This is a genomic window from Novosphingobium sp. HNCC26BN242 (assembly GCF_057180525.1).
In genome coordinates, this window is the sequence record NZ_JBXUGM010000001.1 from 1268471 (window position 1) to 1289105 (window position 20635).

General features: G+C 63.8%; 16 protein-coding genes. 1 reads left to right on the top strand and 15 read right to left on the bottom strand.

The genetic code is table 11. From position 1 onward, the window contains the following. Window positions 1-130 precede the first annotated feature (130 nt). From AC2A1F_RS05985 to AC2A1F_RS06005, 5 genes are all read right to left on the bottom strand, one after another. A complete protein-coding gene (locus tag AC2A1F_RS05985; RefSeq protein WP_484207820.1) occupies window positions 131-1492 on the bottom strand; it encodes an MmgE/PrpD family protein in 1362 nt (453 codons plus the stop codon). Then, window positions 1489-3006: a tannase/feruloyl esterase family alpha/beta hydrolase gene (locus AC2A1F_RS05990; RefSeq protein WP_484207821.1), complete on the bottom strand. Its 1518-nt coding sequence runs from the start codon at window positions 3004-3006 to the stop codon at window positions 1489-1491. Before AC2A1F_RS05990 ends, AC2A1F_RS05985 begins: the two co-directional genes overlap by 4 nt. After that, complete coding sequence (locus AC2A1F_RS05995; RefSeq protein ID WP_484207822.1) at window positions 3006-5579, bottom strand: TonB-dependent receptor; 2574 nt, start codon at window positions 5577-5579, stop codon at window positions 3006-3008. The genes AC2A1F_RS05990 and AC2A1F_RS05995 overlap by 1 nt, the downstream gene beginning before the upstream one ends. 103 nt (window positions 5580-5682) lie before the next feature. Further along, a complete protein-coding gene (locus AC2A1F_RS06000; RefSeq protein WP_484207823.1) occupies window positions 5683-6729 on the bottom strand; it encodes a hypothetical protein in 1047 nt (348 codons plus the stop codon). After that, window positions 6726-7847, bottom strand: coding sequence for a CapA family protein (locus AC2A1F_RS06005; RefSeq protein ID WP_484207824.1), 1122 nt, complete (start codon window positions 7845-7847; stop codon window positions 6726-6728). The genes AC2A1F_RS06000 and AC2A1F_RS06005 overlap by 4 nt, the downstream gene beginning before the upstream one ends. Before the next feature lie 188 nt (window positions 7848-8035). Here AC2A1F_RS06005 and AC2A1F_RS06010 point away from each other — a divergent pair, with 188 nt between their 5' ends. After that, window positions 8036-9085 carry an alpha/beta hydrolase gene (locus AC2A1F_RS06010; RefSeq protein ID WP_484207825.1) on the top strand — a complete coding sequence of 350 codons (1050 nt, stop codon included), beginning with the start codon at window positions 8036-8038 and terminating at the stop codon, window positions 9083-9085. Window positions 9086-9094: 9 nt separating this feature from the next. On the opposite strand, the gene AC2A1F_RS06015 is transcribed toward AC2A1F_RS06010, so the two are convergent. Genes AC2A1F_RS06015 through AC2A1F_RS06060 form a run of 10 tightly spaced genes read right to left on the bottom strand, consistent with a single transcriptional unit; the run spans window position 9095 to window position 20635 of the window. Further along, window positions 9095-10405 carry an alpha/beta fold hydrolase gene (locus tag AC2A1F_RS06015; protein ID WP_484207826.1) on the bottom strand — a complete coding sequence of 437 codons (1311 nt, stop codon included), beginning with the start codon at window positions 10403-10405 and terminating at the stop codon, window positions 9095-9097. After that, on the bottom strand, window positions 10378-11553 hold the full coding sequence (locus AC2A1F_RS06020; protein ID WP_484207827.1) for a CaiB/BaiF CoA transferase family protein: 1176 nt from the start codon (window positions 11551-11553) through the stop codon (window positions 10378-10380). Before AC2A1F_RS06020 ends, AC2A1F_RS06015 begins: the two co-directional genes overlap by 28 nt. Further along, window positions 11550-12464 (bottom strand): dienelactone hydrolase family protein, encoded by a 915-nt coding sequence (locus AC2A1F_RS06025; RefSeq protein WP_484207828.1) that lies wholly within the window; start codon window positions 12462-12464, stop codon window positions 11550-11552. Before AC2A1F_RS06025 ends, AC2A1F_RS06020 begins: the two co-directional genes overlap by 4 nt. After that, entirely contained in the window at window positions 12461-13489 is a 1029-nt protein-coding gene (dctP, locus tag AC2A1F_RS06030) for a TRAP transporter substrate-binding protein DctP (RefSeq protein WP_484207829.1), read from the bottom strand. The genes AC2A1F_RS06025 and dctP overlap by 4 nt, the downstream gene beginning before the upstream one ends. A gap of 20 nt (window positions 13490-13509) precedes the next feature. Beyond that, complete coding sequence (locus AC2A1F_RS06035) at window positions 13510-14808, bottom strand: 2-hydroxyacyl-CoA dehydratase subunit D (protein ID WP_484207830.1); 1299 nt, start codon at window positions 14806-14808, stop codon at window positions 13510-13512. After that, on the bottom strand, window positions 14805-16892 hold the full coding sequence (locus tag AC2A1F_RS06040) for a CaiB/BaiF CoA-transferase family protein (RefSeq protein ID WP_484207831.1): 2088 nt from the start codon (window positions 16890-16892) through the stop codon (window positions 14805-14807). Before AC2A1F_RS06040 ends, AC2A1F_RS06035 begins: the two co-directional genes overlap by 4 nt. Further along, complete coding sequence (locus tag AC2A1F_RS06045) at window positions 16889-17770, bottom strand: hypothetical protein (RefSeq protein ID WP_484207832.1); 882 nt, start codon at window positions 17768-17770, stop codon at window positions 16889-16891. The genes AC2A1F_RS06040 and AC2A1F_RS06045 overlap by 4 nt, the downstream gene beginning before the upstream one ends. Window positions 17771-17772: 2 nt before the next feature. Then, window positions 17773-19083 (bottom strand): TRAP transporter large permease, encoded by a 1311-nt coding sequence (locus tag AC2A1F_RS06050; protein WP_484207833.1) that lies wholly within the window; start codon window positions 19081-19083, stop codon window positions 17773-17775. Further along, window positions 19080-19532 carry a TRAP transporter small permease gene (locus AC2A1F_RS06055; RefSeq protein WP_484207834.1) on the bottom strand — a complete coding sequence of 151 codons (453 nt, stop codon included), beginning with the start codon at window positions 19530-19532 and terminating at the stop codon, window positions 19080-19082. The genes AC2A1F_RS06050 and AC2A1F_RS06055 overlap by 4 nt, the downstream gene beginning before the upstream one ends. Further along, window positions 19529-20635: a CapA family protein gene (locus AC2A1F_RS06060; RefSeq protein WP_484207835.1), complete on the bottom strand. Its 1107-nt coding sequence runs from the start codon at window positions 20633-20635 to the stop codon at window positions 19529-19531. The genes AC2A1F_RS06055 and AC2A1F_RS06060 overlap by 4 nt, the downstream gene beginning before the upstream one ends.

Consider the following 20635-nt stretch of genomic DNA (forward strand, 5'->3'; position numbering starts at 1 on the left):
TTGTTTCAGGATCCATCGTGCCGGATTGCCGGTAGCGTGCTGGGATATGCAACTGCTCGGTTTGCTGTTTGCACTACACTCAGTCCGGGGACAGACATGGATCCTGAAACAAGTTCAGGATGACGAGTTTTCAAAACAGCGCGCCCACATCCTCGCACCCGTCGAGCGCAAGAATGCGTTCCGCCAGAACCTGAGCATCCCCGAGGCCCACCGGCACAGCCGCGCGTGACAGGCAATCAATGAACTTCGCCCGCTGCGCCGCATCGCTCAGGGGCCGGTCCGGGCACCCCAGCGCATTGGCGACAAACGCGTCATGCACCACACCATCCTTCAGCGTCACACGCATCGCGCCGCCCACACCGCGCTGCCATTTGGGTAACGCCTGCACGACCGGCACAACCTTGGCCGCCATCGCCAGAACCTGCGGATCGCCCAGGCTTTCAGGCCCGAACGAATCCAGCCTCACCCCGCCGCGCACCAGTGCCAGCGCCGTGGTGAACGGGATCGAGAACTTGGCATCAATCGCAACGTCCGGGGCCTGCTTGCGCTCAAGCGGTTCGACCAGCATCGCCTGCACATCATCGACCATGACCTCGACCGAGGCAATGTCATCCGCCGCAAAGCCATGCTGCGCCAACAGATCGAGCGCCATTTCAATGAAAGGATGCGTGCCCCGGCAACTGGGCCATGGCTTGAACGTCAATGCCGCGCCCCAGTAATGCTGGCCCAACCGGTCGGTCAGATCGCTCTCGTCAAATTGCCCCCCGGCATAGAGCGCGTAGAAGCCCGACTTGCCCTCCATTGGCGTTTCGAACCCCGCCACGCCCTTGCGCGCCAGCAGCGCCGCCGTCAGAGCGGCCTGCGCTGGGAAAGCCTCGCGCACGGCGCGCAGCACGGTGCGGCGGCTGTGCTTGATCTCGCCGGGCATGGTCACCTGACATAGCGTGAGCGACAGGGCGTCCTTGGTCTGCTCTGCCGTCAACCCCAGCAAGTTAGCCGCCCCAGCCACCGCACCAAACGCGGCCACAATCGGCGGCGGATACCACCCGCCCTGCTCCATCGGCTGGCGCAGCGACAGCGCGATGCGGCAGGCCACATCCCCGCCCACGGCCAGCGCCGTCAGCAAGCGCCTGCCGTCAATCCCGCCTTCGGACTGCGCCAAAGCCAACAACACCGGCACCAGCGAGGCATTGGGATGCGCAGGCGCGCGGTCAAACGCGTCCTCATAATCCACCGCATGCGCCAGTGCGCCATTGGCCAGCGCCGCGCCCAGCGGTTGCACCCGGTGCGCTGTGCCAAGGATTGAACACGGCCCCGCCCCATTGGCACGGGCCAGCGTGATGAACGGCGCGGCTTCAGGCGAAAGCCCGCTGGCGGCATACGTTACACCCACAGCATCAAGCAGCACCCGCCGCGCACCTTCCCGCGCCGCTTCGGGCAAGTCTTCCCAACGCGCAGAGGCGATATGGGCGGACAGGATATCGCTGATCATTTCTCAAACTTCGCCGAAGGCCAGCGCAGCAGCGTGGCATCATGTTCGCACGCCCACTCCGCGCCCCGCAGCCGCGCAGACTTCGGAAAGGCGCAGATCGGGCGGGTAAAGCTACCTGGGTCAGTCATCTTGCTCGCTTCAATCCGGTCTGGTGCCACACCCTGCTCCACCCAGCGGATCAGTGCCCACAGCATGTCCTTCGCCGGGTCCTCACTTACTGGTGCGTGGCCCGATGCGCCAAAGCTGTCCACCCCCGGCCCGCCCCGGCAATGATACATCCCCGGCACCATGAACAGACGGACGTTCTGGGAAAGTCGCGCAAGGCCGCCATTATCACGCGCCAGCGCGCCATAATACTCCAGCGTCGGCCCGGCATTGGTCGATGGATCCTGCCAACCCTGATAGAGGATCGCACGGCGGCCATCGGCAAGGAACGCGCTAATGGCCGTGGAATCGGCGCGCAATTGCGGCATGATCCGGTTGATCAGGGCAAGATCCCCCGTGCGGCGAAATGTCAGCGCGTCCCATTCGGGATCATCGTGCGCAGCATCGGCCCACATCGCGCGCAGCAGTGGTGATGGCGGACCGGGGCGGGTGCGGACGGCAGGGAACAGGCCCCGATCCATCGCCTGGCCACGTTCATCCCGCAACGGCGCGATGATGCTGTTCAGCATCGCCAGCTTCGGCGCGGTCAAACACCCGTCGCCTTGTCCGGGCTTGCACAGCAGCGCGGTTGTGCGGAAACGGCATTGCAGTGGATCGGTGATGATCCCGTCCACTTTGCCGTCAATCCCATCGCAAGCGGCAGTCACGCGGCTTTCGTAAAGCGACCAGTCGGCATCGCTCAAGACAGCTTGAGGTTTGCGCTGCGCCTCCAGCGCGAACCACATCATCCGCACCGATTGCAGCGGCATGTTCGGCCCGGGCGCGCCTGCGATCACGCCGTCATAGTCCTGCGGATGGAACTGCATTTCCTTCAGGGCCTGCCGCCCGCCGCCCGAACATCCGGTATAGTAGCTGCGATCCACCGGCCTTGCATAGAACCGCGCGGCCAGCGCCTTGGCGGACTGCGCAGTCAGGTGGACGGCGCGGTGTTCGTAATCGGTGCGCGCTTTGGCATTGCGCATCCAGTGCGCGTCCGTGGCCTTGTGTCCTGTATCGGTGGTGACCGTGGCAAAGCCCTGCCCAATCCGCAGGCTCATGTCGATATAGTTGAAAACCCCCGCATCGCCGCCCACGCCCGCGCCCAAAAGCCGCCCGTTCCACGTCAGCGGGAGCCACAGCTCAAAACCGATGTTGCCTTCGATCCGCCCTTCGACCCGGCAAAACCCCGCCGATACCGGCACGGCCTTGTAGAATGTGCGGCTATCATCGGGTTTGAACGCCGCATTGGCAGGAATCGTGGTGGCCCTGTCAACCACCACGTCACCCACCACACCTGAAAGCGCGCTGCAATCGCCTGCATTTACCGTGGCAAGGCTTGCCGCAGCCAAGAGTGAAAGCAGCGCCGCCATCAGAACTTCACCCCTGCCGTCATCGAGAAGATGCGCGGAATCGGGTTGGCCGACTGCGCATCATAACCGCGCGTCGTATCAACGAACGGCGGGTCTTCGTTCAGCAGGTTGCGCACATCAAAGCCGATGCGCAGATGTTCGTTAACCTCCACATTCACGCCCAGATCAAAGGTATCGTAATTCGAAACCTTCTGGAACGGGGTCAGCGTCGTGTTGGTGTAGGACGCCAGATGATTCCACGTCAGACGGCCCGAGAAGATGCCGACCTGCGCGCCGATATCGGCTTGCGAGCGGAACTTCTGCGGAAAGTTGATCAACCCCACCACGTTGTTGACCGCAGCCCTCGGCAGCGCCTGAAACAGATACTTGGTGAAATAAGTGCCCTGCACCCCTACATCAAACTTCACATTGCCCATCGTCCAGTTGGCATAGGCGCCAAAGTCGATACCCCGCACTTGCGACCGGCCCAGATTCTGGCGACGGCCATCGACGATGAACTGCACCTGATTTGCATTGATCGGGTTGTTGATCGGCAGGCCCGATGCGATCAGCGCCGAAACTTGCGTGGCCGTGGGGTTCAGGTTCACGAACGAGGCATAGATCGGATTGGTCAGGATGCCCGGCGTGCCGCGCAAGGCCTGAATCTGATCCTTGTAGTCAATATCGAAGTAGTTGAGAGTCAGCCGCAGAGCGCTAATCGGGCTGAATTCCCCGCCGACCGACCATGTCGTTGCCGTCTCTGGCTTCAGCCCCGGATTGCCCCCGGCAATGCCGATGCCCACCAGATTGCCCGAAGCGCCAGGCAGCGTGTCGTAGTACAAGCCCGCCCCGCCCGCGATTGTAGAAACCTCGGTAAAGGTTGGCGCGCGGAACGATGTGCCATAGCTGGCGCGCAGCGTGAGCGTATCCATCGGCTTCCACGTCAGCCCGATCTTGGGATTGGTGGTGCTGCCAAAATCGCTGTACTTTTCATACCGGCCCGCGATGGAAAGCGAGAGCTGCTCGATAAACGGCATCGCGTTGCCGCTGCCAACGATCGGCACGAACAGTTCGCCGAACACCGCTTTCACGTTGCGCGTGCCTGCATCGGCCACGCTGCGCGGGGTTGCGGCCTGCCCAGTCTTCAGATCGGTGAAGGTGTATTCCTCGCGATATTCCCCGCCAAGCGCCACGCGCACTGCGCCGCCGGGCAGATCGAACAGCGAGCCATCCATCTGTACGTTGGCCACTTCCAGCCTCGTCCGTCCGGTGATCACAAACAGGTTGTCGCGAATTCGCGCCAGCGTGGCCGGATTGTTCGGCCCGCCAAACACATTAAGCGCGGTTGCCGGGTTGGTATCGGCCAGCGCGGCGTTGAGTGCAGCCGTGTTCACGCCAAGACGGCGGTCGGCCACGTCTTCGGATTCACCATGCGCGTAATAGGCGGTTGCCTTGAAATCGCCCATCAGGCTGGCCTCGATCCCGGCCACCACATTCCAAGATTCCCCGTGATAGGGATTGAAGTCCGGCCCCAGTTCGGGAACCATCGACCACAGCACCGTCTGCTGCGTGGTGCCGGGCACCGGCGTCACGAAGAACGGATTGGTATTGCGCACCGTGGCGCTGATGTTGTTGATGCCCGAAATCGTGCCGTTGCGATAGGAATAGAACCCGTCGGCAAACACGCGCAAGCTATCGCCAATATCCTGCGAAAAGGCTGCAGTCAGGTTATAGCGCTTCTGTTCGGGGATCACTGTGTCCTGCGCGTTATAGAAGCAGCGGTTGTTGGTGCCTGCCACCAACGCACCCACGTTCGCCGCTGTCACCCCGCCTTGCGGGATGGCATATGTCGTGCCGCCTGTGCTGATCGTGCCGGGATTGCAGTTCTGCACCCGCAGATCGCGCCCGCCGCGATAGCGGTTATCATCCTGATAGAAATCAAGGTCATAGCCGCGCAGATGCGTGTTGTCGGTATATTCTGCGGCGACCATCACCGAACCGGTGTCCCACTTGCGGCCATAGAGCGCGGCAAATTGCTTTTCGGTATAGCCGCCCTCAGCGATGCCAGCGCGGGCCCGCACTTCCACGCCATCGAAATTGCGGCGCAGGATGAAGTTCACCACTCCCGCAATGGCATCGGAACCATAGACCGCCGATGCGCCATCGGCGACGACTTCGACCCGTTCCAGCGCAATTGCGGGAATCACCGAAGGATCGGTGAACTGCCCTTGCGTGCCCTGCGGGGGAAAGCGGCGGCCATCATAGAGCAGCAGCGTGGCGTTGGTGGAAATGCCGCGCAAGTTGATCCCGGCACCGCGCGTAGCATTGGCTGCACCGTTCTGCGCCGCACCGCCATTGCGGTTGGCCCCCAGCGATACGATCTGCGGCACACGGCGCAGCAGGTCTGCGGTCGATGTTACCGGTTCCTGCGCAATATCGGCCGCGCCGATGGAGATGACGTTCGAACCGACGGCCTCGATACCGCGAATTCGGCTGCCGGTAACGATGATCGCCTGATCCTCTGCGCCTGCGCTTCCCGCTGTTTCAGCTTGCGCTTCCTGAGCCTGCGTGGCCAGCGGTGCAAGCGCTATCATTGCGGCGCCTGCAAACAGGCTCAACTTCGTGCTGTTGACGTTCCCCATTGTACTCTCCCTCGTGTATCGAAAACCGGCCTTACCCCGACCGGAGACTTAGAAATTATGGTGTTTCGCTGAACATTTGCGCCCGCGCGGCCAGTTCCCGCTTCGCGGCAAAACGCGGAGCCAAAGACAGCAGCACAATGGCCCCCACCAGCACGCCCGCGCCGATCAATTCGGCATCACGCGGCATGCGCAGGCCCCAGAACCATGCCAGCAGCACCGATCCGCCAATCCCGGCCACAAGGCTCGCTGCGCGCTCCAGCGGCACGCAATAGGCATTCTCGCGCGGGTCCAGCAGGATGATGATGGCCAGCACCGAAATCACCGTCAGCGTCGCGCCGATCCAGAACAGATCAGCCAGCACCGGATCGCCCCACACGCTGATGAAGCCCCAGGCCAGCTCACCAGATTGCCCACCGATCCCGCTTGCGGAAATGGCCCCAAGGATCACCACCGACATCGGCAGCGCGATCACCTTTTCTTCCACAAAGTACCGCCGCACCGAAGCCGGATCACCACTCTTGGAAATCTTGGTCATCACATAAAGGCGCAGGAAATAGCCGATGGTGTAGAGCACCACTGTCAGGATCGCGATTGGCGGCAGCTTCAGCCCGCCCCGGTCCGATAGCGCGATGACCAACGCGAACAGCACCATCACCAGCGCCGTCCAGCTCCACCAGCGCACGCGGCGGCCGAACATCAGGTCAACAATCGGCGCGATCACCAGAATATCCCCGCGCATCAGCAACTGGATGAACGGAATGCTCACATCGGGAATGGTAAAGCTGAGCGGCACCGTGAACAGCACCATCGCCGTGCCGATGCCCGAAAGGAACGTGTAGCGCGTGGGGAACGGCACCCGCACCGGCCCCAGCGCAATCTTGTTCGCATCCTTGTGCCAGCCCGACAGCCAGATAAAGCCATACGTCAGCACCATGCTGATGATCAGCGATGCAGGCAGCGTCTCCAGTCCGGTCAGCGGACGGCCAAGGCCGGGATGCGGGATCGAGGTGACCAGCTTGGTCACGATCACGTTGGGCAGATAGGCCAGCAAGTAGAGGAAAACGAACCCCTCAAGCGGAAAGGCGCCCTTGCGCGCGGTCACGCTGCAGTTTCCAGCAGCACCATGCCTGCATCGGTGCGATAGCGCGCATTGAGGCCGGCCTCCTGCGTCACCGCGCTCAGATAATCGACCACTGCCGCATGATCCTCGCTGCCCGACGCTACCAGACGCGGCACCGCATCACGCCCGATCACCAGCGGCAAGAGCCCCGCGCGCAGCACTTTACCGCCCTCAATCTCCAGCTTTGCAATCATCGAAAGCCGTGCCGCCTTGGGGAAGTTGTACAGACTGCCAAAGTCCGGCTCCCATTCCTCTGCCAGCACGCGGATCTCGTTGAAGCTTTTGGACGCGGCATGGGCCTCGTCCATCGCAAGGTCGGTGGCAAAGTTGCACAGCGAATAGAACACCGGCTTGCCATCAATCAGCTCGCACCCTTTCAGGATGTGCGCATGCCCGCCAAAGATCGCATCGGCCCCCGCAGCAATCGCGGCACGCGCCACATCGCGCTGATAATCGGCAATCGCCGCGCGGACAAAGTGGATGCCCCAGTGGTGCGAGACAAGCACCACATCGGCTTGGCGCTTGGCCACGCGAATGTCGGCCTCCATCGCAGCCAGATCTTCGCGGTGCGGGTAGGTGTGCACCCGTGCGGGCGTGCCGGGCTGGTCATGCTCGATCTGCTCGTACACTGTGAACGCCCGCATCGGCGCACAGCCAGGGCGGCGTTCATCCGCCCAATAGGAATGCGGCAGGATGCTGGAATAGGCCAGAAACGCCACGCGCGTTCCATCGCCCAGCGTGCGGATCACCGGGCGGCGCGCCTCGGCAATGTTCGCGCCAGCGCCCACTACGCTCATCCCCGCCGCTTCAATATGCGCGCGGGTTTCAAAAAAGGCTTCGTGCCCCCAGTCCATCACGTGATTTCCGGCCATCGAAATCACATCGAATCCTGCCCGGCCCAGCGCGGCAGCGCCTTCGGGTCGCGCCAGCACGGCATGGCGCGCCTGTGGCAGGCGCACGCCCTTTTCCGCAAAGCTGGTTTCAAGCTGCCCGAACACCACGTCTGCACTCCGCAGCAAATCAGCGGTTCCGGCAAAGCAGGCGTCGTAATCATCGCGATCCATGGCAAGATCGCCCGTCGCCAGCACGGTGTGGCTCATGACACCCTCCCATGTTCGGTTGTCGTAATGTTTGATAGGAGCGTAACCGGCATCCAACGCATTGGCAAGCGCTTGCATTTAAAGGAATGAATTGGCGGAACCAATCTATAACACTGATTTAGAGATTTAAATTGCCAATCTTCAGGAAATTCCTGCCAGAAATTGTACAGTCCGCGTGCTCTTGTGCCTTGCAAGCCCTTGCGCAGATCGCAATCCGTGGCCAGTCTGCCCGCTCCGGGACAACCGGAATAGTGATGGAGGATGCCTTGGTTTCGATTGCCACACGTTTTGCCCGTATCGGCGCGGCGGCCCTGCTTGCAACCGCAGCTTTGCCGCTGGCGGCACAGCAGGCCGCCCCCGCTGGAGCGCCTGATCCCGCGCGCGCCGCCTACGATGCGATGCCGAATGGCCCCGGAACCGGGGCCTATCCGGCGATCATGACGACAGAGGCATCGCTCCCCCGACACGTGATCTACCGGCCTGCCGATCTCACCGCCGCGCCGCCCTTGGGCGTGCTGGTCTGGGGCAACGGTGGATGCAGTGCCGATGGCGCCAGCGCGCGCCAGCACCTGATCGAAATCGCCAGCCACGGCTATGTCGTAATCGCCCCCGGCGAGGTCATGAGCGGCCCCGGCGCGCTGGCCAAGCGCCCCGAACGCCGCCCCGATACCGCAGGGATGCTCCCCCCAGTGGCGACGACCAGCGCCGACGTGCTGGCCGGGATCGACTGGGCGCTGGCCGAAAACCAGCGCACTGGAAGCCCGCTCAAAGGCCGCATCGATCCGGCGCTGCTGGCTGTGGCCGGACACAGCTGCGGTGGACTGCAAGCACTGGAAATCGCGCCCGATCCACGCATCAAGGCGGTGATCGTGCACAACAGCGGCATCTTCACTGATGGCACCAACCCGATCCGGGGCATCACCGTAAACAAGGACTTGCTGCTCAAACTGCACACCCCGGTGCTCTATGTGCTGGGCGGGCCTGACGATGTTGCCTTCCCCAACGGCACCGATGACTACAAGCGCATCACCCATGTCCCGGCAGCGCTGGTGCAGCTTCCTGTCGGCCACGGCGGCACGTTCCGCAGCGCCAACGGCGGCGCGGTTGCCGCGCTTTCGCTCGACTGGCTCGAATGGCAGTTGCGCGGAAATCAGGCAGCTGCACGCAGCTTCAAGGGCGCAAACTGCCGCCTGTGCTTAGTCCCCAGCTGGACCATCGAGAAGAAGGGTATCGATTGACACGCTGACTTACTGGCACACCGGGCCGGTGGTTCCGGTCCGGCGAATGCAGGTTTGCACCATCGGTGCAGGCGTGTGATCGATGAACACCGCAGGCCGCGCCTGCCATGTCTCACCATCAAGCCGCGCTTCCAGATGGCCCAGTGCTGCCATGACCTGCTCGGCCGGAAAACGGCAATGGCCCGCGCTGTTTGACCACAAACCGTTGGCCATCGCACGCGGCGCAGCCTCGATATAGGCGCGCTGCAGTGAAGGCGAAGTCACGCCATCTCCCACTGCCTGCAATGACACGATCGGGACTTTGGGCTGCGCAGTGGGCGTATAGTTCTGCAGCATGTACCGCACGGCCGCAGGCTTGGCGGCAATACGCGGTGCTTTGGCCAGAGCCGCCAGATCGCGCGAAAGGCTCAACCTGGCTTTGCGGTACATGGCCTCCACCAGCGGACGGCGGCCCGTCCGGTCCAGAACTTGCGCGTAATCAACACCCGTGTTCCACGAAAACGCCCCGCCCGCGCGGCTCTCCTGATCGTTGCGCGGCATCAGCGTGCCGAACACCAGCGTCGCGGCCATTTCACCGACCTGACCTTCAAAATCCTCCGCTGACGGTTGCGCCCGGTCGCTGCGCGTCCAGCCCGGAATGCCGCCCAGCACGCCTGCCAGCGCAATCCGCGCGCGTCCTTCCCTTGTCTGGGCTGCTGCCGAAACTGCCGCCATCGCCTTGCGCCCATTGGCCATGTCATCGGCCACGTTGACCAAAGACAGGCCGGAATTGGGAGCGATCAGCGTGGCAATGGCGAACGCTCCGTCCAGCCCCATGTTCATCATGCCCACCGCCCCGCCGATGGAGGGGCACATCGCCAGCGCCCCATCTATCGCGGGCTGATCCTGCTCCGCCAAAGCCGTGGAAATCAGCCCGCCCATCGATGAACCCCACGCGAGCACGCGGCGCGGACGGCCTTCCTTTGCCGCAAAGGCCTCCACCGCCCCACGCTGCGCCGGAACAGCCTGTTCCAGCGACCAGCCACCCGCGCCAAAGTCTGACGCGATCAGCGCGTACCCTTTGCGCAACAACAGTTCGCGGTATTCCTTCGGCGCAGGTTCGGGCGCGTCCTTGCGCGGGGAATAACCGTGGCTGTAAAGCAGCAGCGTACCGTTGAAGGTCTGCGGCACCACCGCCTGCCACTGCGCACCGCCGGGCAATGTGCCTTCCACGGTCCGAACGGATGCATCCTGCGCCGCGCCGGGAGTTCCCAAAAGCGCCACCGAGGCAAGGCACACTTTCAAAGCGCGCTTCACGCCGCGCACTCGCCTGCCAGCCATGCCAGAATGCTCTCGCGATCCGCATCAAGACGCGGCGGTGCATCAAGCGTGACTGGCACCTGCCCTTCCACGCGATAGCCCGCACCCGGGATGCGTACGTTTTCTTGCGGCAGACCCGGAATTGCGATGTCGATCAGCGCGGTTTCGCCCGCCAGATCGGCCGCTTCATCCACCCGGCGCACCATGCCGCAGGGTATGCCGGCATCGCTGAGCCGCTTCTCCCACGCGGCGGCCTTGTCCTTCACGAACTCTGCTGAAAGTTCGGCGTGCATTGCATCGAAATTCGCTCGCCGCGCATCGGGTGTGGCATAGGCGGGATCGGTCAGCCAATCCTCACGCCCCATCGCCCGCGCCAGCGCGGCAAACTGTGGCGGTTGCACCACGCCAAGCGAAACCTGCCGCCCGTCGGCTGCGGTAAACAGCGAAGCGGTGGGCAACCCGCTGTATCCGGTATTGCCCATGCGGCTCATCGGCTTGCCCGTCACCATGAACGGCGTCAGAGCCGATGTCATGAACGCAAGGCTGGCATCGAGCATCGACACGTCCAGCTTGCTGCCGGTGCCATTGCGCTCGCGCTGCATCAATGCGCCCAGAATAGCCATCGCGGCGGTCTGCCCGGTCAGTGTATCCACGATCGGAAAGCCCACCCGCACCGGCGGATCGCCTTCTTCGCCGCTCAGCATCATCATGCCGCTGGTGGCCTGCACGATGTTGTCGATGGCAGGCCAATCGCGCAGCGGTCCTTCCTGACCATAGCCCGAAACCGAGCAATAGATCACGTCGGCGCGCAGTTCACACACCGCTTCGTACCCAAGCCCAAGCCGCGCCATCACACCGGGCCGGAAGTTTTCCAGCACCACGTCGCTGCGCGCAATGATGTCGCGCGCAATGCCCAGATCGCCTGAGTCCTTCAGATCAAGCGCAATAGACTTCTTGCCCGCATTGGCCGCGATGAACGCGGGCGACATGCCGTCGTAGCGCCGATCCGCGCCATAATTGCGGAACCCGTCGCCGCCCTTCGGCTCGATCTTGATCACCTCCGCGCCCATCAGCCGCAGCAGGTGCGAGGCATAGGGGCCTGCCATAACGTGGCTGAAATCGGCGATGCGGATGCCGGATAGTGGCCCGATACCGGGAGGATTGCTCATGGTTTCTCCGGGAACTGCTTGCGGACAATCGTCCACGTCTTGTCGGTGCACAGGCCGCAATCGGTCCCGGCAAACATCGCGCCTGCCGCCTTGCTGCCCTTCAGCTGCCAATCGAGCCAGGCCGCGCCGATGCGCCCATAATCGCCGCCATTGGCAAGGCCGAAAGTGCCTCCGTGGCCTACCGGCGAATTGGCATAGAACACCGGCACATGCGCGATCCGTGCCACATCGTCAGACCCGTTGGGATAGGCAATGTCATCCGGCCCGCCGAGAATGTAGGCGACCGGCGTGTGCAGCTTGGTCAGGTCTTCCTTGGTGATGCCCACACCGCTCAGCCCCGATCCGGCGCGCACGTAGACGCCGCTGTTGAAGGCCACCACGGCATCGACGCGAGGATCGGCCCCGGCGGCCAGCGCCTGTAATCCGCCGCAGGAATGGCCCATCACCGCAATGCGTGTGGTGTCTACATGTGGGGCAAGGTCGCTCTTCGCCAACCAGTCAATCGCGCCAAGCATCTGGCTAGTCTGCGTTTCGTCCGCCGTGGCGCGTGGCGGCGGAGCGCCGGTGGGGCGCGGGCCATTGGCTGGCGGCAGCGCGGCCTGCACCGGGCGCTCTTCCTTTGGCGCGCCGTTGGCGATCACCACGTATCCGTTGCTGGCAATCTCGCGCAGGAAGTGACTGGCCGACAGGCCATTGTTGCGGCACCCGCCATTGCCCCACAGCACGAGCGGCAGCGGTTCCTTCGGCCAATTGGAGGGCCGGTAGATCGTGTATCCCGGCGCATCGGCGCGGGCTTCGGCAACGGCAGGCGAAGCGCCGGTTCCCGCTGGTTCGCCAATCACTTGCGCGTTTGCAATCAGCGGGCCGGCGCAAAGGGCCGCCGACAGGGCAAGGGCTGTCAAACGTCTCATATTCCACTCCCACAGGAAATCTTGTCCCGCCCCTGCACCGCCTTGCGGGCCGAACGGAAAGCCGCTTCACCATCAATGCCAAACGCCGAAAGGCCGCGCGCATTGGCCTGCGAATCGCGCAGATATATCGCATCAAAGCGCTGCTGATCCGCCGCTGTGGCGGGATGGAAAGTCACCTTGTAGGCCGCGGCTTCATCCTTGCCCTTGTCCACCGCCGCGCGCACCTGCCGCGCCAGCGCCGCTTCCCACACGCCTATGCCTTCCTCCAGCACGGTGCGGTCTTCCACCGCCAAAGTGTTCCACCGCTTGGCGCTCATCGCGCGGGCCGGATAGGCCCCGCGCGGCACGGCGATCTGGTAGAAGTGCTTTGAAATCTCGGCAAAATGCAGGGATTTGAACGTGTCCTCCGGCGCGATCACGCCATCGATCACGCCCTTGGCCATCGCCGAATAGACCTCGCCCATCGGCATGTTTACAGGGTCCGCGCCCAGCGAATCCAGCACGCTAAGCAGTTCGGTCGGCGCGCGGATGCGCAGGCCCTTTATGTCGGCTAGGCTCTTGACCGGGCGGTTGACCGTGATCAGGCCGGGCAACGTGCCGCCCTGCACCGCCAGCACCTTCAAGCCCGCCAGTTCGCGCCCCACCTGCGGGTTGGCAGCATCGATGCAGCGGTAGAGTTTTACTTGCGATTCAACGCTGTCCGCGCCCTGATAAAAGCCCGACTGGATGCGGATAAGGTGCGTTCCGCCACGCACATAGATCGGCGTGATCAGGCCGATGTCGGCCACGCCGTGGCGCAGTTCCTCCATCGACATGTCCGACGAAAGCAGCGCGCCCGACCATACCGGCTTGATCTTTAGGCGCCCTTCGGACCGCTTTTCGACAAATGCCATCCACTCCTGATCGGCTTTCGAAAAGGGGTGGTTGGGGCTGTAGGGCGAGGCAAAGACCAGCTCGGTCACGCCGGTTTCCACCGGGCGCGCGCAGCCGGAAAGGAACAGCGCCTGAAGTGCACCTAGAAGCACAGAGATGACACCTGGCCGCCTCAAGCCAGCCCCCGCTGCACCAGAAAGTCCGCCACAAGACCAACCATCTTGTCATGGTCCCAGTTACCCGCATCGACCATATCGGCATCGATCATCAGCACCGGGACGCCCGCTTTTTCCAACGCTTCGGCAGTGATCTTCGTGCCCGATTGGGATAGCCGGTTCTCGGGCGGCAGCAGCACGACGCAGGCATCGACCCCGCACCGCTCCGCCTCGCTGGTCATCCACCCGTTCATCCACGGCGGCAGATGCAGCACCTCGTTCATCGAACAGACGCGGCTGGCGAGCGCCTCCATCGGGCGGCCCTGCAATTCGCGGATGTACTGCGGGCCGGCAAACGGCATGTACATCGACCAGACGAAGACTGCGCCCATGCGCTCTTCAAGTGCCTGATAAAAGCCGGGATCGTGCCACACGCCCGCGCCGATCCACATCAGGCGGATTTTCTCCTGCGTGGCGCAACCTGCACCTGCCGCAACGCGCTCCATCACTTCATCGCGGAAGCGTTTGGCGTGGTTTACCGCCCAGTCGGAGCCGCGGTGCCATTGCGGGATCATCGTGTTGGGCATCTGTTCGGCAATTGAGACGGGGCAGGGCCGAGCCGTTCCAATGGCTTGCGCGGCTTCCCAGATATAGCCTTCCTGCTCGTTGATCCGCTCCATCAGGTAATGCAGCTTGGCCTCATCGAACTTGCGCCCGGTGCGGTTCTCCAGGAGCGTGATCAGATCGCGCATTTCCGTGACCGCCAGCGCGATGCGGTCTGGATCATAGACCTCGTCCCATGCGTTGCGCGAATGCGCAAACCAGCGCGGGTCCTTGTGCTCCCACGCGGGTGCCTCCATCGGGAAGAATTCGCTGCCCAGCGCATCGGCCCATTGGCCGAACACGTGCTGGATGCAATCGCAGGTCATCCGCGCCACCAGCACGGTGGGCTTGGGCAAGCCGCCCCATGGCGCGGTCTTCGGGTCGTTGGCCAGCGTACAGGCAAGGCCCAAGGAGCAGTACTTGCAGCTGTTTTTCGGGTAACCGGCCTGCGCCATCACTTCGAAGTAGTGGTTCGAAAGCTGCTTGGCCGAGATATAGGCCGACCACCACTGGTTGGTGATGATCGGGATGCCCATCACGTGGAAAATCTCGTGCGGGGTATCGGCCTGGACGATGGCGAAAGGCTCACCCTCGTCCACCACGCGGCGCTTCAGGTCTGCGCCGAACTGCTTTTGAAAGGCGTTGGCGGCAGATGTGCAGGCAAGATCCTTGCGGCTGCGCTGGCCCGATGGTGCAGTTGGGGCGTCGCTCACTGGAAAACTCCTGCCTGGTCTAGTTCGGCAATCCGGGCCTCGGTCAGGCCGCACAGATCGCGTGCGATTTCATGCACATGCTCACCTATGCCGGGCGCGCGGAAGGGGGCGAATTGGTCGCGCGAAAAGCGGATTGGCGTGGCGATGTGGCCGAAGGGGCCGAGTAGCGGATGGTCCAGCATGGCCAGCGCGCCGCGCCCGATCAGTTGCGCATCGCGCTCGATCATGTCCTCGCAATCCTGCACCACGCCGCAGGCGATGCCGTGGGACTGGAGTTCGGCGGCGATGGCTTGATCTTCGCGTGCGGCAGTCCACGCGGCGGGGTTCGGCCCAGTCAGCGCCAACAATCGAGCATGGTCCGCCTCGGTCGAACAAGAGATTGCCACCCAACGGTCGTCGCCAGCAGCAGGCAGAACGTCCTGCCAGAACACGCGCGCATCGGAATTGCCCATACGTTGCGGGCGTTCGCCGCGCTTGGCCTGCGCCAGATAGTCGCGCATCTGCTGCACGCAGATTTCATACATCGACGCATCGATGTGGCACCCGCGCCCGGTTTCGCGGCGGTGCTGCAAGGCACCCGCCACGCCAGCGGCCATCACATAGGGCACGATCACATCACCGAAAGGCACCGCGCCGGGGATCACCGGGTCACGATCCGCCCATCCGGTAAGGAACGTGCGGCCGGAAAGTGCGCCACCGGTGCCATCAACGCCCCATTGCTGCGCCATTGGCCCGGTCTGGCCGAATACGCTGCCCGATACCATGACGATGCCGGGATTGCGCGCGGCGAGGCTGTCATAGTCCAGCCCCAGTTTGGCCATCGTGCCGGGGGAGAAATTCTCCACCACCACATCGGCCCAATCGATCAGCGGATCGATCAGCTCGCGCGCCTCTGGCTTTTTCATGTTGAGAGAGACACTGCGCTTGGAGGTGTTGAGGTGCGCGAACCACGGCTTGTCGTCCCAGTTTCCGGGCTTTGAGGCCGAGACCTGCACATCGAGCCGCGCAAGATCGGGCCGCGTACGGCTTTCGATCTTGACGATCTCTGCCCCCAGATCGCCCAGCGTCTTGGTGGTGATCGAGCCGACCAGCGCCCATGCGAAATCGAGCACTTTAACGCCGGAAAGCGGGCCGGGGCGGGTGCCGGTGTGGATGGCGGGCGCGGCGATTTGCGCGGTTCCTTCGCGGAACGAAGCAAAGCGTTCAGGCAAGCCGTCTGCCGTATCGAAGAAGCCACGCGCGGCCAGATGCGGGTCGGCCAGCACGTCTGCCGGTTCGTTGGCCACGCAGGCGTTGATCCCACGCCGCAAACCCTCGGTGGCGATTTCGTGCTTGGTGCGTGACAGGAAGAACGCCGCGATGGCTGCTTCCCATACGGCGCGGGTTTCCGCAGGCAGGGTGGAACGGTTGTACGAAAGCCAATCTGTGCCTGCCAGCGGATTGGGCATTCCCACTTCGTCGATCCAGTCAGACAGCGCCTGATTGGCGGGCGCGCCAAGGCGTCCGGTCATCAATGAATGGAAGCACCAGCCATCAGCAAGCCGCCAGATCGCGCGCACCGTGGCCTTGCCATAGGCGAGCGCGCCGCCGACGCGCACCAACTTGCGCTGATCGAACTGCCACACTAGCACGCCGTTGAAATTGCGGCTGAAAGCAACCTGCTGGATCGACACGTCGACGTGTTGACCCTTACCATGGGTGCCCCGTGCATAATGCGCTGCCAGTGCGCCCGATGCGGCGACCATATCGGCGTGGAAGGTGCAGGCATCGCCCGCTTCCTTGACCGGCGGCAGGCCCGGTTCTCCGGTTACGCGCAAGGCCCCGCCCATGGCCGAGGCGACGAGTTCGCCGCCCTGCCATGCCGAACGCGGGCCGCCCGAACCGAAGGCGGTGACCGAAACGTGGACTGCGCTTTCGGGGATCGTCACGCCCTCCAGCCCTTCGAGGCCGAGGTCATCAATCACGAACGACGCACCTTCGACTGGCCCGCCCAGTTCTGCGCCCAATGACGCGAGAAATCGGGCAAGCGCGCGGTCTGCCATGTTGCCCAGCACGGCAACGCGGTGGCCGGAAAGCGGCTTCATGCGGAAACTCCTGCGAGAAATGCTGCAATTTCAGTGTCGATCCCGTCACGGCAGGACCAATCGCGGCGCGTGGCCACCAGCACCGGCACGCCCAAATCTTCCAGCACGGCGCGCATCGCGGGCAAGTGCCAGACGGTAGTGTCGTCCTCTTCGATAAGCCACAGCACGGCGGCTTCTGCGCCGATGCTGCGCGCCTGTTCAGCCAGCACGGCGGAGCGATCATAGAACCCGCGAGTATCCAGATGGCGGGCGTGAAGTTGGCGGGCAAGAGCCGCGAACGGGTCGCCTGCTTCATCCACTTCGGGGCCGCGATCTGCCCATTCATCGGCCAGCGTACGGCCAGTAGCGGCCCAACCGGCGTTCGCGACCATTACGTGCATCCGGTCATCGGGCAGCGGGCTGCCTGCAATCAGGCAGACCGGGGCGATTGCGGCTACAGCAGGCGTCGCATCGCAACGCACCGCATTGCCGCTGGCGATAGCCGCCGAAAGCGCCCCAGCATCTACACTCAGCCTTTCGCCCAGTTGGCGCAGGGCAGCTTCGGTGCGGGCCACGCTGCTGCTGCGGGCGATCTTGGCGATGTCGAGCATGAGCGGCTCTGGCCCGTTGATTGAACCTGCCCGGCGCAGCTCGCAAAGATAGTAATAGAGCCGCTGTGCGCTGTCGTCGGCACGGGTGAAGACCACGGCTTCCAGATGGTCGAGTGCGCCATCAGCCCAGTCCTGCACCACCGAGCGGGTCCAGGGCGCGAACTTGCTTTCCAGCCAGCGGTCAGCGGCGGGCATCGCGCGGTCGATGTTCCATGTGAGCGGCCCAGCGTTGCGACCCGTGGCATCGAACAGATCGTGCGGCAGGTTGGGGCCAGCGTAAGCTATCATCATTAGTTTCCAAGCAATTCGGGCAGTCCCAGCGCCAGCGCGGGGAACAGGATGATGATCAGGAGGTGGAACAGATCGCTGGCAAGGAACGGCATCACGCCCTTGAAAATGCGGTTGATGCTGACATCCTTGGCCACGCCCTGAATGACATAGAGGTTCATGCCCAATGGCGGGTGGACAAAGCCGATCTCCATTGCGCGGCACAGGAAGATGCCGAACCAGATGGCCGACATGCCCACGCTTTCGACCACCGGCAGCAGGATCGGCGTGGTCAGCAGCATCAGCGCTAGCCCATCGAGCACCGAGCCGAGCAGCAGCAGGATCAGCGCAACCAGCAGCAGTGTGGGCACGGTGCCCAGCGCGAGGCCGGTGACCCAGGCACCCACCGCATCGGTGACGCCGGTGACCGAGATGAACACCGAAAACACCAGTGCGCCGATAATGACCATCAGGATCAAGCCACTGGTGCGCAGCGTTTCTTCGAACGCCTGCATCAGCATGTCACCGTTCAGGCGGCGGCGCCACGCGGCGATTGCCAGAGCGCCTGCCGCGCCAATGGAGGCTGCTTCCGAAGGACTGAACCAACCCAGCGCAATGCCACCGATGACCAGCGCGATCAGCAGCACCATGTCGGCAATCTTGCCGAGTGCCGCGCGCCGCTCAGCCCAGGTGGCGCGTTCGCTGGCAGGGGCGGCATTGGGGCGCAGGCGCACCACGATCCAGATCACCGCGCAATAGAGCAGCGCCTGCGTGATGCCCGGCACGATGGCGGCGGTGAACAGCTTGCCGATGGACTGTTCGGCGATGATCCCGAACACGATCAGCGCGCCCGATGGCGGGATCATCTGCCCCAGCGTGCCGCCTGCTGCCACTGTGCCGGTGGCCAGCGCATCGGAATAACCGCGCTTGCGCATTTCGGGCAGGGCGACAAGGCCAATGGTGGCCGCTGTGGCAAGGCTCGACCCGTTGATTGCACCAAAGCCAGCGCAGCCGCCGACCGAAGCATAGGCGAGGCCGCCGCGCCGGTGGCCTACCATCTTGGCAGCCGCATCGAACAGATCGCGGCTGGCGTTGGACGAGAAGAACAAGTGCGCCATGAACATGAACAGCGGCAGCGTGCCGAGTTCATAGCGGGTGAGCGTATCGACCAGCACCACCCCGCCCTTGATCAGCCCTGGCTCTATGCCGAGCACGAGGAACAGCCCGCCAAGGCCGACAAGACCCAGCGCCACGCCGATGGGCAGGCCCGCCAGCAGCAGTGCGAACAGGATCAGCACGCCGATCAGGCCGGTTTCGGGCGTTGCCAGTATCATGGCTTGCGCCTCCGAATGACCTGGCCCAGCAGCGCGATCACAATCGTGGCGAACACGACGTTGGCGAACAGCCGCATCGCGCGCCATGATACGCCGACGACTTCGCTTTCCTCGTGCCCGCTCCACAGATCGGCCATCAGCCAAGCCGAACCGGCCAGCAGGGCGGCGAAGAACAGCGCGCCCAACAGCGCGGATACGCGATCCAGCATGGCGCGGGCGGGTTCGCTCATCCGGTCAACCAGCAGGTGCACTTTTGCGTGTGAACGGTCGACCGTGGCCACCAGCAGGGCCAGCGTTCCGGCGACCAGCACGGCGACTTGCACCAGTTCAATGGAGCCGCGAAACGGCAGGCCGATGTGCCGCCCGATAACTGAGATCGTATCGATGCCGGTGGCTGCGAGTAGGGCGATGCCGCCGGTCAGGGTCACGGCTGTGCGCAAGGCTTTCATGCCGACACCGTCCCGTCAGCCGCGATGGTGATGGCGGGCAGTCCGGCGGCCACGGTGATCTGTTCGATATAGCGGGCCACGGCGGTCTTTCGTTCTCCTGTCGCTAGCATGGGCCGTCCGGGTGCCAGCACGTCTACCGGCACAACGCCTACGTCCACCCTGCCGTCCGGGTGCAAGGTCAGCCGCCCCAGCATGGCATTGACCGCTTCGGGATGGAATGGGGCGAGAGTATAGGCCGGGTCCGGTTCAAACCCGAACATCACCTTGCGCCGCTCGGCCCATTCGCGGCGGGCCGGATGGTCTTGTGCGGGGCTTAGCGCGCTGGTGACGACGCAGCCATTGCCGAGGCCGTGGAAGATCGGTTTGCCGCGATGAAACTCGATGCCGCGCACGATGTGGGCATGGTGGCCGATCACCGCGTCCGCGCCCGCATCGATGGCGGCGTGGCTGATTGCACGTTCATAGGGAGCAAGGCGCGCGGGGGTGTGGACAATGCCTTTGTGCAGCGCGACCATCACGAAATCAGCCTCTTGGCGCAGGGCGGCGATGTCAGCCTGCAAGATGGCCACGGCTTCATCGGTCACGTGTTCAAGATTGGCGGCAGGGGCGATGGGGGAACCGTCTGCAGTTTCGATGCGCAAGTAGGCGCAACCGGCGCGGCTGTCGCTGGCCCACGAAATTACTGGTCCGACGCAATTGTAGCTGAGCAGGCCGATCTTGCGTCCGCCCCGTTCAACCACTGCCGGAGCGCGCGCCTGTGCCAGGGTCAGCCCCGCGCCGGTGCCTTTCAGCCCCGCCGCTGCCAACAGCGCAAGGGTATCGGCAATGCCATCGGCCCCGCAATCGGCAATGTGGTTCCCGGCAAGGCTCAGCATATGAAACCCCGCCCCCGCAATCGCCGCCACATTTTCCGGCGGTGCGGCGGGTGCGGGGACATCGCCTTTCAGCTCAACCCCGCGCGCCGAATGCGGCACTTCCAGATGGCCGACCGCAAGGTCTGCCGCCTGCAGTGTCGGAGCGATCCCGGCCAGCCAGTAGGGCGCATCGGGCTCATCGAGCACGAGGTCCCCTGCCAGCACAATCGAGATCGCTCCGCCGCGCAT

Coding starts and splice junctions, on each gene's coding strand:
- AC2A1F_RS06040 (WP_484207831.1), bottom strand. CDS start 16,892: ATGAAGCCGCTTTCCGGCCACCGCGTTGCCGTGCTGGGCAACATGGCA.
- AC2A1F_RS06025 (WP_484207828.1), bottom strand. CDS start 12,464: ATGAGACGTTTGACAGCCCTTGCCCTGTCGGCGGCCCTTTGCGCCGGC.
- AC2A1F_RS06005 (WP_484207824.1), bottom strand. CDS start 7,847: ATGAGCCACACCGTGCTGGCGACGGGCGATCTTGCCATGGATCGCGAT.
- AC2A1F_RS06055 (WP_484207834.1), bottom strand. CDS start 19,532: ATGAAAGCCTTGCGCACAGCCGTGACCCTGACCGGCGGCATCGCCCTA.
- AC2A1F_RS06050 (WP_484207833.1), bottom strand. CDS start 19,083: ATGATACTGGCAACGCCCGAAACCGGCCTGATCGGCGTGCTGATCCTG.
- AC2A1F_RS06060 (WP_484207835.1), bottom strand. CDS start 20,635: ATGCGCGGCGGAGCGATCTCGATTGTGCTGGCAGGGGACCTCGTGCTC.
- AC2A1F_RS05995 (WP_484207822.1), bottom strand. CDS start 5,579: ATGATAGCGCTTGCACCGCTGGCCACGCAGGCTCAGGAAGCGCAAGCT.
- AC2A1F_RS06020 (WP_484207827.1), bottom strand. CDS start 11,553: ATGAGCAATCCTCCCGGTATCGGGCCACTATCCGGCATCCGCATCGCC.
- AC2A1F_RS06045 (WP_484207832.1), bottom strand. CDS start 17,770: ATGATAGCTTACGCTGGCCCCAACCTGCCGCACGATCTGTTCGATGCC.
- AC2A1F_RS05985 (WP_484207820.1), bottom strand. CDS start 1,492: ATGATCAGCGATATCCTGTCCGCCCATATCGCCTCTGCGCGTTGGGAA.
- AC2A1F_RS06015 (WP_484207826.1), bottom strand. CDS start 10,405: ATGGCTGGCAGGCGAGTGCGCGGCGTGAAGCGCGCTTTGAAAGTGTGC.
- AC2A1F_RS05990 (WP_484207821.1), bottom strand. CDS start 3,006: ATGGCGGCGCTGCTTTCACTCTTGGCTGCGGCAAGCCTTGCCACGGTA.